The sequence below is a fragment of the Leptolyngbya sp. PL-A3 genome, from assembly GCF_039962325.1.
Lineage (GTDB): Bacteria > Cyanobacteriota > Cyanobacteriia > Elainellales > Elainellaceae > Vacuolonema.
In genome coordinates, this window is sequence record NZ_JAMPLB010000019.1 from 22,727 (window position 1) to 38,627 (window position 15,901).

The window sequence follows — 15,901 nt, forward strand, 5'->3', positions numbered from 1 at the left end:
TGTTATGACGGCGGTATCGCCTTCTCCGTCTCTTCGTAAAGTTCTACGAGCCAGTCTCGTGTTATTGCCCTACGCCTCCTACCTGGGTTTTCTGGGCATCCTGGTTGTTACCCTCATAACCTGCCAAGCCAAACGCACGGCACTCGATTCCTTCACAGGCCGAGCCCTACTCCTGATAATAGGTTTGATGGTGCTCAGTAGCACCGTAGCCTATAGCCGTCCAGAGGCCTTTCTGCAACTGGGCAACTTCTTGCCCTACTTCCTCTTTTTCGCCGTAGCACCCCTTGTATTCCATCGCATTGAGCACTGGCAGCAAGCGGCAACAGATCTGGTTCTTACCATTCTTCCTCTCAACTTGCTGAGCCTGGTGGAATATGGCCTCAAGTCTCCTGCCCTACCGCTAGCCTGGCAAACAATTCCCTGGATAGAAGCCTTACGGTTGGAGCCTCATCGGGGGCGGGCAGTGGTTACCTTCGATCATCCCAATGCCTTTGCTAGCTACCTGGTCATTGTTTTTGGTCTAGGCTTGGGCTTGCTGCTCAGCCAGTTGGGGCAGCAAAGGGAACGCACTCTCCTGACGCGTCAGAACCTCTGGCTGCTGGCTGCTACCTTCTCCTGCCTCATCGGAATTTTTGCCTCAGGCTCCCGCAATGGTTTACTGGTCGCCATTTCGCAAATTGGTGTGTTTCTGCTGCTAACCCGCATCAATCTCACACTCTTACTTAGCGGCCTTATCGGTCTGGTGGCTGTGGCAGGAGGTGCCGTTTTGTTTGGAGTTGGGGGGCGATCGCTCTCCGACAACTGGGCGAAAGACCCTCGCACTGGAGCCTGGGGAGTTGCCATCGACCTGATCCGCGAACGCCCCTGGCTAGGGTGGGGGCCAGGAAATTATAAGGTTCTGTTTCCTCCCCGTACCTTTGACCCGGTGAACTATCCCAAAATGTTTCATCCCCACAATATCTGGTTGCTGCTGGGGAGCGAGATGGGCCTGATTGTGACCGCGTTGGTTACGTTGTTTGTTGGCTATATTTGCTACCGGGCAGCGCGAGTCTGGCTCAGCCAACAATTCCCCCCTGTAGAAAACGGTGTGTTGCTAGCCTACGGTTTGGGCTTCTGGGGTTGTTTTGCCTATGGGTTCTTGGATGTCACCCTTTTTGATGGCCGCGTACACATCTTGAATTGGTTGACGTTGTCAGGGTTGTGGTTCTTTGGCCAGTTTTGGAAGAGTAAGGTGAGCCCTGATTAACGTTGAGGGGATTGCTCCAGGAGCGATCGCACTTCCTTCAGCACTGTCTCCTGTTCTTCACGCAATGCATCCAGGCGATTCAGCAATTCCGTCAGGCGATTCTCCTGGGAGGGTGCTCCGCTAACGCGTGGCTGTGTCCGCTGTTTTAGCAACGAAATTCCCCGTAAGCCGAACCATCCAAGCACTTGAAACGGCAGACCCACGATAAAAATCCACAAATTCTCACTCAGTCGGCTGAGGGCCCGCCACACTCCCGAAATCAGAAACAACCCCAGCAGCAGTAGCCCCAACAGCACCAGGGGATGATTCACCAGAAATAGAATCCACCCATGCTCCGCCAACCACTGATCCAGCGCCGAGCGCACCGGTGACAGCGTATTATCAACCACCTGCTGGCCTAGCCAATTCTGCAACCCAATTGTCATGGTTGCCCCTCCCTTCAAATCGCAAAAAAATCAATTTCTCAGGACGCCCTCACGCCTCAAACGCTTCCCTGCTCCCCGTCTGCCTCCTGCCTTACCGCCTCCTGCGTCGCCACTTGAATGACCTGCCGTTGCTCAGCATCGTAATTCCATCGATCCAGGAAGGATTGATAAACCCCCTGGCCAGTGGTAGCGCTCTCATTTAGCTGCTGTAGCTTGGTGGCAATCTGGGGTAATTGAAGCTGTTGTACCAGATTGAGCGTACGAGTTCGCACCCGGTCAGAGCCCTGCGCCATGTCTTCGTTGTTGTTGCGGCGGTGGGCGATCGCCATTGCCGACGACATGGCCAGGTTCTTCACTAACAACTCCGAGACAATATCAGGTGAAGATTTTAGAGACGTAAGAACCGCTTCAGAAGGGTGGTCTGCCAGGGGGCGATCGTCTGTCAGGTAGGTCACAAAGAAGCCCCGAGCGCCATTTTCGGTACTAACTAATTGGGCCAGAGTATGTTCAATTTCAGCATCCGTCAGGGCTTCCTGCTCTAGAGCCTCCATGAGCTGATGGGTGTGGGCGATCGCCTCTTCAAAACTTACCGTTGTTGGAATATTCATCGCTATTCTCCCTCGTCATCTGCCATCCCTATCATCTATCACTCAACATTGCACCGGTACTCCCTCCGGCAAGGAGTACAAAGTACCGCTCTATGTAACAGCGTTATGATGGGCTGAAACTTTTATGGCAGAGAGGTTTCATGAAACGCCTTTGTCGTAAAAGTTTCAGCTTTAAGGTATTTTCCGGGAACGAATGCATTTTAAGGGCTTCAATAGTGCATTAGTATTCTAATAATCCTGCTCACCTCCGAGTGATATGGCGATCATCTCTTCCAAACCCATCACTCCCGAACCCGAGCCCTCCCCTTCAGGGCAAACCAGCCGTCGGGCCAAGCAAGCACCAGCGCCCATCCAGCCGGACCTTCCTTTGGCCTCACTTCAGCAGAATACCCCTGCTGAGGAAATTTTGCAGCCCGAACGACAGCCCGAGGACACAGGAAAGTCTGAAGAGGGGTTACGGCCTCAGCGTTTGGCAGAATATGTCGGACAGAAGGACTTGAAAGAGGTACTGGCGATCGCCATTCAGGCGGCCCAAGCGCGACAGGAACCGCTCGATCACCTACTGCTATATGGCCCGCCAGGGTTGGGAAAAACAACCATGGCGTTAATTCTGGCTGCTGAGATGAAGGTGGATTGCAAAATTACCACCGCTCCTGCTTTGGAGCGCCCCCGTGACATTGTTGGGCTGCTCGTTAACCTGAAACCAGGAGATCTGTTGTTTATCGACGAAATCCATCGCCTATCCCGGATGACGGAAGAGATTCTATATCCGGCCATGGAAGACTCACGGATTGACATCACCATTGGCAAAGGTCAGAGCGCTCGAACCCGGAGTATTCCGCTACAACAATTTACCCTGGTGGGAGCCACAACTCGGGTGGGAGCGCTGACCTCACCCTTGCGCGATCGCTTTGGTCTGGTACAACGCCTACGCTTCTACGAAATTGACGAACTGACTGAGATTGTTTTGCGGGCTGCCAAGATCCTCAGAACCTCTATTGAGCGGGATGGAGCAGCCGAAATTGCTCGCCGAGCTCGGGGCACGCCTCGGATTGCGAACCGCCTGCTACGGCGGGTGCGGGACTATGTGCAGGTAAAACGGCCTAATACAGCCGTTGATGAGGCGATCGCGGCTGAAGCATTAGAACTATTTAACGTTGACCCTTGCGGGTTGGATTGGACAGACCGCCGGATGCTCAGTGTCATTATTGAACACTACGGAGGCGGGCCAGTTGGCCTTGATACTCTGGCCGCTGCCACTGGAGAGGACGCTCAAACCATTGAGGAGGTGTACGAGCCTTACTTGATGCAAATCGGCTACCTGAACCGTACCCCCAGAGGCCGCGTGACAACTCCTGCAGCCTGGAGACATTTAGGCTTTGAACCACCTGAAAGCCAGTTATCGCTTCTGCGGTAGTTTACATTTGTGGATAGATGGGGTGGAGGCACAAAGTGCCTCCACCCCATCTATCCAGAGGTTTGCAACATGACCCAGGCAGCGCTATACCTGAGTGTCCTTTTGCATCCATTGGTTGACTAATTGGGGCTTATAGCGCTCCATTTCATCCAATAGCGCGTTGGGCGTGTCAGCAGTGAGCACGAGCGATCGCATCCGAGGACGCATCAAGTTTTCCGTCATCGCCTGGTCAAACATTTGTAGCAGGGGGTCGTAGTAGTGGTTCACATTCAGCAGACCACAGGGTTTCTGATGCAATCCCAATTGAGCCCAGGTCAAGACTTCGCAAAACTCTTCCAGAGTGCCATAGCCACCCGGTAGGGCAATAAATCCATCCGCCATGCCGGACATCTGAGTTTTGCGTTCATGCATTGATGAAACAATATGAAGTTGGTTCAGCCCATCGTGACCGATTTCTTTGGCCATCAAAAACTCTGGCATGACGCCAATCACTTCAGCTCCTTCTGCCAGAGCGGTATCAGCCAGCACACCCATGAGACCCACCTTACCGCCACCATAAACCAAGCGCAGGTTGCGACGGGCGATCGCCTTTGCCGTTTCCACTGCCGCTGATTGAAATGCCGAATTTGAACCGATACTAGAGCCACAAAACACACAGATGGATCTCATACCTCACCCCTTCCAAGCCCGTAAGACCTACAATTTCTTTGGACGATTCTTTCTTCAAGCTTAGCTACTTCTACTCTGCTCTTTCGCCAGACTCGTCGTGCACCTATTCCGCGTTTCCCTCCGAAACCTTCAACCCAGCCAGCCCTATATCAACGCCGACAAGCTATCACGGATGATGCATCAGTTAGCCCATCATCCCATTGATGTTCAGGAAGCGGTACCAATCTGGCGTCTGGGCGATCGCCTGGTGCTGACTGACGGGCACACCCGAGCCTTTGCAGCCTGGCTGATGGGCCACGACAAAATCACGGCTCGTTGGGAAACCGACCCGCTCGATTGGGATGCCTACCAAATCTGCGTACGCTGGTGCGAGGAATCAGAGATTTACTCCGTTGGCGACCTGATGGGACGAGTGGTGAGCGTTGCAGATTTTCGGGTACTCTGGCTGGATAAATGCCTGCAGATGCAGAGCCAGCTCTATGACCAGCGTGCCCAGGAACCGGCTCATATTGATTGATGAAGATGGAGGACTTAACGGGTGCGGCTCAGTTTGAGAACCTATCCTCTCGATCGCAAAATCAACCTGAGACAATCCCTTTAGTCTGGGTAACGTTTAATTTGGGTAGCTTTGTGCTTTGCACACAGCCCTTAAATTCCGGATTTAAGAGTAGACTTTGTAAAAATCTGAGTAGATTCTTTACTTTCTCCAAACTAGCTAATAAAAATTATAAAGATGTAGACCATAGTCGGATACTGCGTATAATGCAGCGTCCAAAAGGTGCATAAATAGAGGAAAAACTTTAGAATTTTACATAGACTGGTACGAAACTTGGTCAATCTATCGGGATTCGCCGTTTTCAAACACGTAGTGTTCTTCAAGACGATTTAACATGCCTCGTATCTTAGTTATTGACGATGATCCCGCTATCTCTGAGTTGGTTTCAGTCAACCTGGAGATGGCCGGGTATGAGGTGAGCCGTGCCCCTGATGGAATTAAAGGCCAGGCGTTGGCACTCCAGCTCATCCCTGACCTGATTATGCTGGACTTGATGCTGCCCAAAGTGGATGGGTTCACGGTATGTCAGCGCTTGCGTCGTGACGAGCGTACCGCTGACATTCCTGTCCTCATGCTTACGGCTCTCAGCCAGACTCAGGATAAAGTCGAAGGGTTCAACGCAGGGGCGGATGATTACCTCACCAAACCCTTTGAAGTAGAAGAAATGCTGGCTCGAGTGCGCGCCTTACTCCGCCGCACTGACCGCATTCCTCAAGCGGCTAAGCACGCTGAGATTCTGAATTATGGCCCCCTGACGCTGGTTCCTGAGCGCTTAGAAGCGATTTGGTTTGATCAGATTGTTAAGCTGACTCATCTGGAGTTTGAATTACTGCACTGCTTGTTACAACGTCACGGGCAGACCGTTTCGCCCAGCGAAATTCTTAAAGAGGTTTGGGGCTACGACCCTGATGACGACATCGAAACCATTCGGGTTCATGTTCGTCATCTGCGCACCAAGCTGGAGCCAGATCCCCGCCATCCTAAGTACATCAAAACAGTTTATGGTGCTGGGTACTGTCTAGAGTTGCCCCAGGCGGTTACCGCTGAAACCAGTAATGCTGTCTCATAAAACTCTAGTCACCTAAGAAGTGTGAATGCTGAGCATCGAGCACTTTTCAGATTCTCAAGACCCGTGTAGAAACGTTGCATATAACGTTTCTACACGGGTCTTAGAGCATGGATAGCCTTTGTCTCATTTAGGCCATCAGGAGCGATTGGGAACATTGCTCCTAAATTGCTTTGGCCTAAATGACATACCAGCAATATAGCGCTGTGCACGTTGACTAAGCACGGTGGTGTGGGGCACTTCGTGCCCCACACCACCGTTTCTGTACTTAACGCACTTGCACATTGCTATAGAGTTCAGCTCAAACATTACACCGCTCCGGCCTCAAAGACACGGCTAATGACATCTTCAACAGGCGGATCTGTGACAGTCAGATCGACGATATCCAGGTCGGCAAGGAGGCGGGAAAGGGTTTGGGGCAAGTGCTCCTGAGGCACGATGTAGTGAGCAACGCGGCCATCTAAAGATTGCAGGTCGCCATAGGTGGCGAGATCAGCCGGCGATCGCTCCCGAGTCATCTCCACAGTCACCTCGCGGCATGGAGCAAACCGTTCCAATAATTCTTCCAGGCTACCGTCATAGATGAGCTTGCCCTGATGGATCATCAGCACCCGCTTGCAAAGGGCGGTGATATCAGCCATATAGTGGCTCGTCAGTAGTACCGTTGCTTGAAAGCGTTCGTTATAAGTTTTGAGAAAATCTCGCACGCTAGTTTGAGCATTCACATCCAAGCCCAACGTCGGCTCATCCAGAAACAGGATCTTGGGTTGGTGCAACAGGGCTGCCAGTAATTCCGCCTTCATGCGTTCCCCTAACGAGAGTTTGCGCACAGGTTGGGTGAGTTGGCGATCGAGGGACAGCATCTCGGCCAATTCGCCAACTCTCTGCCGCAGATCTGCATCTGAGATGCCATACACAGCAGCATTGATCCGAAGGGAGTCCATGGTAGGCAAATCCCAGATCAACTGCTGCTTCTGCCCCATCACCAGGGTAATGGTGCGTAGAAAACCCGATTCTCGCCGAAAGGGTTTATAGCCTGCCACCGCGACCTGACCACTGGTGGGATAAATTAACCCCGTCAGCATTTTCAGCGTGGTCGTCTTGCCCGCCCCGTTTGGCCCCAGAAATCCCACAATTTCCCCGGGCTCAATCTCAAAGGACACCTCTTTGACCGCCACGATGGGACGGTAGCGCCGCTGAAATAGGTGGGACAGAGTGCCTTTGATACCGGGTTCCTTGACAGCAACAGAGTAAGTCTTGTTGAGGCGATCGACGGTGATGATGGGGGACATGGAGGGAAAGGGGTGAAGGGGAGGGGCAAGGATGACGATCGAGAGGTAGGAAAGACGGGAGAGTAGGGATATTTTTATTGTCTAGGCATAGGCAATGGTTTGGCCAACTTCAGGTCTGCCAAGACGTTCCCAGGCGTTGCCACCCCGAAGGAAGACTTCCATCCAACGGACAGAGTGGTCAGCGGTGTCCCAACCCGAGCTACCAGGGGCGAAGGCCAGAGTACCTTCGGGAACCTTAAAGCTGCCATCGGAGTAGACGGCATCACTGACGCGATCGCCCACGCGAATCAACACCCGCGACTGAGGCTCTAGCTTGACACGATCAGCAGGAACGGTCGTCTTCAGGTTGCCGTAGCCATCGACCCAGGCAATGCGTCCCAAGGGTATATCTGGCAGATTCGTGGGGTTCAGCACATCCCCCAATAAGCTGAAGTCGTCCTGAGCGATCGCCCCCGCCGCCTGAGGAAACACATCCCGTGAGCGGAATTGAGAGCCTCCCCGAGATACATTGACGGTTTGCAGGGTAGTCGCATGTTCCTTGATAAAGGACAAAGTGTACCCGGCATTCACCCCAACTACTTTGACACCATTGGGTAACAGTCCATAGGTTAAGCCCTCACCCTCATTATCCTGACGGGCCTCTGGGTCATCCTTGCGGGGAGCGCAGTTGTGGTAGATCAAGCGATTTGCAGGCCCAGGATTAAGCCCCAACTGAGCAATCCAAAAACCTGTCGCAAGGGTGCTGAAGGGGGGAACCGATAGCCAGTGAATACGGGCATCGGGCAGATACATGAGCAGACGCTGGGTCACTTCCGAAAAGGCAGGGTCACCCGTACCGTAGTCAGCAATTAAGGAAATACTCAAGGGTTCGGTCGTCATGGTGAGGCTCCAGGCAACAATAGGGGGTTTGTGTGGAATGCATCCCCTGAAACAATAGAGCTTAGAGACTGAGACGACAACGCTCCTGCGTTACATCAGCACCATTATTTGGCATACAAGAATTTTTCAAGTAGGTGGTGATGATACAAGGAGAGTGGTAGCATAGCGCGCTACATCACTCCTTGTGTCCTACTGTTAATGACAATGAGTCATTCCGCGATCGCCATGCTCACTTACCTCACAGCCCTGGCCCCCAAACCCTGGTATCTAAGAGTCGGCGCATTTTGGCTGCTGCTGCTGCTGCTCTGGTTACCTCTATGGGCCGTGGTGTCAACCCTTGTAGACAACCTCACCCTGGAAACCATTGTGGTCATGGTCGGGCTCTACGGTATCTTCTTAGGGTTACTGCGAGTGTGGGGGCGACAGGTTCACGGGGTTACCCAATGCTTTGAGTACTACGGGTTAGGATGGCATTGGAATAACGGCCGAGCCGGGTTGATTGGACTGGGAGTTGGACTGGGGCTCATTGCTCTGTTATTTGGTGTAGAAACTCTGTTGGGATGGGTGAGATGGAATGCACTTCCAGCCAATTTTGGGCTGCTGCTAACCCAAGGGGCACTGCTTGGAATTGCTGTTGGGATTGTGGAGGAATTGCTATTTCGAGGCTGGTGGCTGGATGAGTTGCAGCGAGATTTGCGGCCCTGGCCTGCGGCCATTTGGAATGCTGGGCTATTCGCTACGCTGCATTTCATCAAACCTTTGGAGCAGGTTTTGTATACACTGCCCCAATTTTTTGGGCTGGTGTTATTGGGTCTAATTTTGGGGCGGGCAAAGCAACGGACGGGCCAATTGGGGTTATCCATTGGATTGCATGGGGGGCTTGTCTGGGGCTATTACCTGGTGGATGTCGGAGATTGGGTGGTGTATGGCGATCGCATTCCCTCCTGGCTCACGGGCATCAACGGTAATCCCCTGGCTGGGGCAATGGGTTTATTGCTCTTGCTGGCTGTCCTGATAGGGCTTAACAACGTTCCATTAACCGCATTGAAACGTTCCTAAACCCAGAGGCACTCCTGTTAGGAGATTTCCAGCAATGAAATTACACCCAACATCCTGGTAAGTTCTTATGCAAAAACCTCCTTAATGCGATGTGACGAAGCGCATACAGCATCAACAAAACGGGGTTTAGAATAGTTGAAACAAAACCACTGTGTAGACTCCCCTCCATGAACCCTATGTCGAGCCAACTGGACTCTTACTCGGTTCCCCCTGCTGTGCGTCGTGTGGCGCTCGCATTCCGGCGAGCGGGTCTGTTGAGTTTCTGGTCACAGGTGGTCTTGGGGGCAGTTTCTACCGTCGTTTTGGTTTTCAGTAGCTTATTTCTCGCCAACCGCTCGACGGTTAGCACCAATCTTCCCAATGTCCCCAACGTGGTCACAACCCAAAGTAACCCTGGCGCAGGATTCGGGTTGGTGTTGATTGGGTTAGGGCTCCTTGCGTTATACGTCAGCATTTATTGGGCCTACACCTATATTCGACTGGCGAAAAAGCTGCGGGATAACGATTCCGGTAAGCGGCCCAAACGCACCGATGTGTTCCGTCAGTTGCGGATGGGGTTGACCCTCAATATGGTTGGGATGTTGCTGACCCTGCTGGGTGGGTTTGCCATTGTGGGGACGCTGGTAGGTAAAGCATTTCAGGTTACGGCCGTGTCGGCATTGGGAGGAATCGGCGATCGCCTCATCACCGCCTCCGATATTTTCCCCGTCCAGGGCGTCTTTCTAGTGTTACTGGCTCACTTTGTGGCGATCGTTTCATCGCTCTGGTTATTACGAGCGATGAGCCGACAAGCGTAATAAAAAAGAGGGGCCTTCGGCCCCTCTTTTTTATTTCTCGGTCATCGTCCACACACCCTCTTCCCATGTTTCATCTGTGGGAGGGTTACTGAGCCAGTAATTGATTCGTTGCAGGTGCAACTCGGCCGCTTTGTCCTTGGTATCAATTTCTTCCAGGATCGTGGCAAAGGAAGCCATCGCCCTGGCAAAGCGGCGATTAAGATAGTGTTCGCGACCTTCACGATAAAGGTCAATTTGGCGTTTCTTCACGTCATCCAGCGGTTCATCTTGTAGACCCATGAGGTCGTAGATCCGAATGGGCTGGTTTTTGCCCTTCACCCGGATGCGATCGAGTTCACGAGACCAGATGCGATCGGCACAGGGTTCGTAGGTGAACTCGCTCAGCACAATATCGGTGCCATAAAGCTTACTGGCACTTTCCAGACGAGAGCCCAGGTTTACTCCATCCCCGATCGCCGTAAACTCCATCCGCTTACTCGACCCGATGTTGCCGCTGATCACGGTATCAGAGTTTAAGCCAATCCCAATGCGGATAATGGGTAAGTCTTTCTCTGCCCGTTTAATGTTGAACTCTGCCAAGCGATGCCGCATTTCTACTGCCGTTTGCACCGCCATCCATTGATGCTCTGCCAGGGGTAGGGGTGAGCCATAGACGGCCATAATGGCATCCCCAATGTATTTATCCAGGGTACCTTTATAGCTAAATACAGCTTCCACCATCGCTTCGAAGTACTGGTTTAGCATAACCACCACCTCTTCCGCGCTCATGGTTTCCGTCAGACTGGTGTAGCTGCGAATGTCAGAGAAAAGAACCGAAACCTCCTTGCGATCGCCCCCCATCTTCGCCGCATCGGGATTCTCGAACAACTGACGCGCCACTTCTTCACTCATATAGCGCGACATGGTGAGCTTCAGCCGTTTTTCATCACTGATGTCTTCCATGACCACCAGTGCCCCCGAAACCTGGGTCGCATCGGCGGCATCAGCAATGGTGTTGATGGACAGGTTGATACTGTGCTGTTCTTTACCCGTTAGGTCCTGAAGCGTCAGGTCAGGGTAGTATTGCTCGCGGCTCTTGTCATCCTTGGCTTCCAGGGCCATATCGACCCAGCGATCGAACTCTCCCTTTTCCAACTGCATCAACTTGCGGACAGATTGCCCCTCTAGATAGGAGGCTGGATCAAGACCCAGCAACTCCTTGGCACTCTCATTAGCCGCGATAATAATGCCATTTTTATCAACAGAGATGACACCATTGGTGAGCGATCGCAACATATCCCGTTGGGTCTGCTCCTGCTGCTTCACCTTGGCAAACAGCTTGGCATTCTTCAGCGCGACCCCAGCTTGAATGTTGAACACCTCCATGAATTCCTGGTCCGTGCGGTTGAAGCTGGCACGCCAGCACTCAGGAGCTTCGGGCCAGTGCTGCGGATCATAGGGCGGTAAGTCACCCTGTTTCTTCTTGTTCACCAACTGGGTAACACCGATGAGTTCCCCATCAGCGAACACGGGCATACAGAGCAAGCTACAGGTGCGATAGTGATTGGTCTGATCTAACTTTTTAGAGGTTTCTGAAGCCGGATGGTCGTAGAGATCAAAGGGAATAATGAGCACCTCCCCTGTTTCCGCTACCTGACCGGCAAAACCAACCCCAATAGGAATGCGCAACTCCTTTAAGGAACCATCGTCATTTTCAATTTTGGTCCAGATCTCATGGTGTTCGTGGTCGAGCAGCCAGAGGGTACTGCGATCGGCATTCATTAGCTTTTTCGCCTCGTCCATCACCCGCTTCAGGGTGTCATCCAGGTCAAGGCTGCTACGGCTAAGGGATTCTGTTGCCGCAATCAGAGCGCTGGCGGCCCGCTGCTTCTGAGTTGCCAGATAGAAGGAGCGCGAGGACTCTAGAATCAGGCGAATCGATGGGGCAAACTCCCGAAAAACCTGCTCATCATCGGCAGTAAAGCCTGTATCGTCAATTTTTTCATTTAGAGGTAATTCTCCATCAACCCCAGGCTTGAGCTTATTGATCAGTTGCACCACAGCGACCAGATCATCCCGGTCGTTGAGTAGGGGCATGGCCAGCATCGTGTAGGTGCGATAGCCGTTCTCTTTATCTGTTTTTTGGGCGAAGGTCGAACGGGGATCATTGTAGAAATCGTAGGGGATGTTGACCACCCGCCGGAAAGTAGCCACCTCTCCTGCGATCCCCTTATCAGCAGGGATGCGGATTTCGAGGGTACCTCCCCCTGCGGTTTTCGCCACGATGGAGTAAAGTTCGTTCTTCTCTTCGTCTAACAGAAAGATGCTGGCTCGATCGGCATTCAACAGTTCCGCCGTCTTAAAGGTAATGGAGCTCAGCATTTCCTCCAGAATGGCATCAAACCCCTGCACATCCAGCATCGAGAGGGTCTGGTTCACCACCCGCAGTCGTTCTTCAACATCAGTGACCACCTGGCGGAAGGTGTCTTGCGTGAGGGGAGCCAGAAAGCTGGAAAAGGAGCTGCCTGGGGAAGCTAACCCTGGTACTTGAGACTGAGCACGCGCCAACTGCCCACCATCTTTGGATGCTTCATTAATAGGAGTGACATCGAGCGTGATGCTATCGGATTGGCGATCGCGCGGATGCATCCGCTGTACTGCCTGTTCAATGATTGAGGGGGTCTCCGTCTGAACCGGTACTACAGTCAACTCCCCTTCAGCGGCTGGCACCACGGGGAGGGCTGAGTTCCGGTCGGGTAGATGCGAAGACGTTGGAGTCATAGCGATGAAACCTGATAATGGGGCGATCGCCTCTTTTCCTGAAAATACCGCACTCTGTTTCTCCTTCTCACATCACTCAATAAAGTGAGACGCAGGTCTAAGGGCAGGATAGGCCAAGAAATCACTAGGGCAGATGCAGATTTAAAGAAAAAATTACGACCAGGCCGAAAAAAGCACGATGCTTTTACCTATGACTCTAGCCAGTAGATCTAGATCAGACAAGATGCTTCCCATACCAAATGATAGAAAGCTATCGCTCTTCATCGACTTTTTAAGAAGGTTTTACCCGAGAAGTGCTAAGCCATCCCAGCAGTTCTGCCTGGTGTAGAGATTAGGGGCAAAGATTACGAGTCCCGCTTCTTAATTGTGAAGGAGATGGAGCGGGAAGGCGTCGAGGGAGGAGCAGGAGCCGTGCTGGACGGTGACCATGCTTTAGGCGGCATAACTTGGGTCTGAGGAGGTGCAGCAGGGATCGGGGTTGAAGCTGGTTGCGTGGAGCCAGGCAAACCTTGAGCGCTCCCTGGCTTTAGCTGCTTGGGAAGTTTATCAAGGTTGGAAGCGATCGCTAACAAAATGCCTGCCACCAAAACCCCTGGCGGCGACCCCACCAGGCTCGACAGCCAGGGATACAGCTCCGCTGCACCAAAAAACACTACAAATAGAACGAGAAAGGGGGTAACCCAAATACGCATGAGAGTCGAAAGGGGGCACTCTCGCCCGGACAGCGCTCCGGAACGTTCCCCATCTTCGCAGGATACCGAAAGATAGGACGAATGACACAAGTTCTGGCAGTAAGGCAGGCTCCATTCCCGCAATTCTGATGAGGTTTTAGCCAAGGCCGGAATTGCTGACTACATCCGCCCGACCTCTACAAAAGCCTTTGGACTCAGCAATTCTCATTTTGGAATCCAACCCGAAAATAGCCCGCCTTCGGCGGGCTATTTTCGGGCTTCAAAGCTGAGAGTTCGTGCCCGAAGGGCACGAACTCTCAGCTTTGAAGCCCATACTGAGAATTGCTGCTTTAGACTAGCCAAAGGAGAGACAAGGAGAGGAATTGTGACATCGTTGGCGACACCCCTTACAGCCCAGCAACGGGCAGCCCAACTGCGACAGCAGTTGAACCAGGCCAGTTACGAATATTACATATTGGATGCGCCGACGTTGCCTGACTCGGTCTATGACCAGCTCTACCGAGAATTGCAAGACCTGGAGGCCCAATACCCCGACCTGATCGCTCCCGATAGCCCTACGCAGCGGGTGGGCGAACGGCCCGCCGCCCAGTTTAATTCGGTGCGCCACAACATTCCGCTTTACAGCCTGGAAAATGCCTTTAATGTGGATGAGTTAGCCACCTGGCAGATGCGCTGGCAGCGGGTAGCACCAGAGGTGAACGACTTTGAGTATGTGTCTGAGTTGAAAATTGATGGGTCGGCGATCGCCCTCACCTACGAAGACGGTCTCCTGGTCAGAGGCGCAACCCGAGGTGACGGCGTTACCGGGGAAGACATCACCCAGAACATTCGCACCATTCGCACCATTCCTCTACGGCTACAACTGGACAATCCGCCCCCTCGCATTGAAGTGCGTGGCGAGGCGTTTTTACCCCTGGAATCCTTTAAGCAGATTAATCGGGAACGGGAGGAGATTGGCGAAGCTCTGTTTGCCAACCCCCGCAACGCTGCTGCCGGAACCTTGCGGCAACTCGACTCGCGGATTGTGGCCCAGCGACGGTTGGACTTTTTTGCCTATACTCTACAAATTCCTGTCAATGGTGAGGAGGGGCATGGCTCCCTGAAAAGCCAGTGGGAAGCCCTGGAACAGCTTCAGAAAATGGGTTTCCGGGTCAATCCCAATCGGCAGTTGTGCCGCTCTCTGGCCGAGCTGCAAGAGTTTACGAACCGTTGGGAGCAAGAGCGGTTCAATCTGCCTTATCTAACGGATGGGTTGGTAGTGAAGCTCAATTCCTTTGCCCTGCAAGAACGGCTGGGCTTTACCCAAAAGTTTCCCCGCTGGGCGATCGCCCTCAAATACCCCGCCGAAGAATCCCCCACCGTCGTCAAGCAAATTACCGTCAACGTCGGCCGGACGGGTGCCGTCACCCCGGTAGCGGAACTCAACCCCGTCCAACTAGCGGGCACCACTGTACAGCGGGCTACCCTGCATAATGCTGACTTCGTAGCCGCCCTGGATGTACGAGAGGGAGATACGGTCATCGTTCGCAAAGCTGGGGAAATTATCCCCGAGGTCGTGCGCGTGCTGGTTGACCTGCGCCCCGAAGGAACGACACCTTATCAAATGCCACCCCACTGCCCCGAGTGCAGCACCGCTCTGGTCAAACCGTTAGGGGAAGCTGTCACCCGATGCCCTAACCCTGAGTGTCCCGCTATTGTGCGAGGCGCCATCATCCACTGGGCTTCCCGGAGTGCGCTGGATATTAATGGCCTGGGGGAAAAGTGGGTAGCGCAGTTCGCCAAGCACGGTCTCCTCAAGCGAGTATCCGATCTCTACACCCTGACCCCCGAGCAACTACAAACCCTGGAACGGATGGGGAAAAAATCCTCAGAGAATTTGGTGAAGGCGATCGCCCAATCCAAATCTCAACCCTGGTCTCGCGTACTCTACGGTTTGGGAATCCGCCATGTGGGAGCAGTAAATGCTCAGGTATTGGTCGAGCACTTCTCTTCGGTGGATGCACTGGCGGCGGCAGGGACAGAGGCGATCGCCCAGGTTCACGGCATTGGCCCCGAAATTGCTCAGTCGGTTTATGAATGGTTTCGAAAAGACAATAACCGCTATTTAATTGAGCAACTCAAAGCGGCGGGCGTTACGTTAGAAGCAACGGAACCCAGCCAGAAATCTGTCACAGTCACTGCCATCACGGGCAAGACCTTTGTCTTGACCGGCACCCTACCCACCCTCAGCCGAGATGATGCTGCCGAGCTGATTAAACAAGCCGGTGGAAAAGTAACGGGCTCAGTCAGCAAGAAGACGAATTACGTGGTTGTGGGTGAAGATGCGGGATCAAAATTGGAGAAGGCGATCGCCCTGGGAATCACCCAGTTGTCGGAAGCAGAACTCCTGGAACTTCTGAAACAATAAGCTCATCCATATTATTAGGTTGCTGCCC

Annotated in this window: 14 protein-coding genes; 7 read left to right on the forward strand and 7 right to left on the reverse strand. The window is 53.0% G+C overall.

Annotated features, from left to right (window positions below; translation table 11 throughout):
• The first annotated feature begins 4 nt into the window (after positions 1 to 4).
• Positions 5 to 1,246 (forward strand): O-antigen ligase family protein, encoded by a 1,242-nt coding sequence (locus tag NDI52_RS15855; RefSeq protein WP_190770701.1) that lies wholly within the window; start codon positions 5 to 7, stop codon positions 1,244 to 1,246.
• Here the strand turns inward: NDI52_RS15855 and NDI52_RS15860 are convergent.
• Together NDI52_RS15860 and NDI52_RS15865 are read right to left on the reverse strand one after the other, a co-directional pair.
• Positions 1,243 to 1,671, reverse strand: a complete 429-nt coding sequence (locus NDI52_RS15860; protein ID WP_190770702.1) for a hypothetical protein — start codon at positions 1,669 to 1,671, stop codon at positions 1,243 to 1,245. The genes NDI52_RS15855 and NDI52_RS15860 overlap by 4 nt on opposite strands.
• 56 nt (positions 1,672 to 1,727) lie before the next feature.
• Positions 1,728 to 2,279 carry a hypothetical protein gene (locus tag NDI52_RS15865; protein ID WP_190770703.1) on the reverse strand — a complete coding sequence of 184 codons (552 nt, stop codon included), beginning with the start codon at positions 2,277 to 2,279 and terminating at the stop codon, positions 1,728 to 1,730.
• A gap of 256 nt (positions 2,280 to 2,535) precedes the next feature.
• Here NDI52_RS15865 and ruvB point away from each other — a divergent pair, with 256 nt between their 5' ends.
• Positions 2,536 to 3,696, forward strand: a complete 1,161-nt coding sequence (gene ruvB, locus NDI52_RS15870) for a Holliday junction branch migration DNA helicase RuvB (protein ID WP_190770704.1) — start codon at positions 2,536 to 2,538, stop codon at positions 3,694 to 3,696.
• Positions 3,697 to 3,780: 84 nt separating this feature from the next.
• Here ruvB and NDI52_RS15875 read toward each other — a convergent pair whose 3' ends face one another.
• On the reverse strand, positions 3,781 to 4,365 hold the full coding sequence (locus NDI52_RS15875) for a TIGR00730 family Rossman fold protein (protein WP_190770705.1): 585 nt from the start codon (positions 4,363 to 4,365) through the stop codon (positions 3,781 to 3,783).
• Between the two features lie 97 nt (positions 4,366 to 4,462).
• On the opposite strand from NDI52_RS15875, the gene NDI52_RS15880 reads away from it, so the two are divergent.
• Both NDI52_RS15880 and NDI52_RS15885 read left to right on the forward strand, forming a co-directional pair.
• Positions 4,463 to 4,882: a hypothetical protein gene (locus tag NDI52_RS15880; RefSeq protein ID WP_190770706.1), complete on the forward strand. Its 420-nt coding sequence runs from the start codon at positions 4,463 to 4,465 to the stop codon at positions 4,880 to 4,882.
• 373 nt (positions 4,883 to 5,255) lie between these two features.
• On the forward strand, positions 5,256 to 5,990 hold the full coding sequence (locus NDI52_RS15885) for a response regulator transcription factor (RefSeq protein WP_190770707.1): 735 nt from the start codon (positions 5,256 to 5,258) through the stop codon (positions 5,988 to 5,990).
• Positions 5,991 to 6,295: 305 nt separating this feature from the next.
• On the opposite strand, the gene NDI52_RS15890 is transcribed toward NDI52_RS15885, so the two are convergent.
• Together NDI52_RS15890 and NDI52_RS15895 are read right to left on the reverse strand one after the other, a co-directional pair.
• Complete coding sequence (locus tag NDI52_RS15890) at positions 6,296 to 7,279, reverse strand: ATP-binding cassette domain-containing protein (RefSeq protein WP_190770708.1); 984 nt, start codon at positions 7,277 to 7,279, stop codon at positions 6,296 to 6,298.
• Between the two features lie 81 nt (positions 7,280 to 7,360).
• Complete coding sequence (locus NDI52_RS15895; protein WP_190770715.1) at positions 7,361 to 8,143, reverse strand: SAM-dependent chlorinase/fluorinase; 783 nt, start codon at positions 8,141 to 8,143, stop codon at positions 7,361 to 7,363.
• A 213-nt stretch (positions 8,144 to 8,356) separates the two neighbouring features.
• Here NDI52_RS15895 and NDI52_RS15900 point away from each other — a divergent pair, with 213 nt between their 5' ends.
• On the forward strand, positions 8,357 to 9,217 hold the full coding sequence (locus tag NDI52_RS15900; protein ID WP_242035660.1) for a CPBP family intramembrane glutamic endopeptidase: 861 nt from the start codon (positions 8,357 to 8,359) through the stop codon (positions 9,215 to 9,217).
• Positions 9,218 to 9,393: 176 nt separating this feature from the next.
• Positions 9,394 to 10,014: a DUF3611 family protein gene (locus tag NDI52_RS15905; protein ID WP_190770709.1), complete on the forward strand. Its 621-nt coding sequence runs from the start codon at positions 9,394 to 9,396 to the stop codon at positions 10,012 to 10,014.
• A gap of 30 nt (positions 10,015 to 10,044) precedes the next feature.
• Here the strand turns inward: NDI52_RS15905 and NDI52_RS15910 are convergent, their stop codons facing one another.
• Entirely contained in the window at positions 10,045 to 12,774 is a 2,730-nt protein-coding gene (locus tag NDI52_RS15910) for a GAF domain-containing protein (RefSeq protein ID WP_190770710.1), read from the reverse strand.
• 344 nt (positions 12,775 to 13,118) lie between these two features.
• Positions 13,119 to 13,610 carry a hypothetical protein gene (locus NDI52_RS15915; protein ID WP_190770711.1) on the reverse strand — a complete coding sequence of 164 codons (492 nt, stop codon included), beginning with the start codon at positions 13,608 to 13,610 and terminating at the stop codon, positions 13,119 to 13,121.
• A gap of 220 nt (positions 13,611 to 13,830) precedes the next feature.
• Between NDI52_RS15915 and ligA the strand changes: the two genes are divergently transcribed.
• Positions 13,831 to 15,873: an NAD-dependent DNA ligase LigA gene (gene ligA, locus NDI52_RS15920; protein ID WP_190770712.1), complete on the forward strand. Its 2,043-nt coding sequence runs from the start codon at positions 13,831 to 13,833 to the stop codon at positions 15,871 to 15,873.
• Positions 15,874 to 15,901 lie beyond the last annotated feature (28 nt).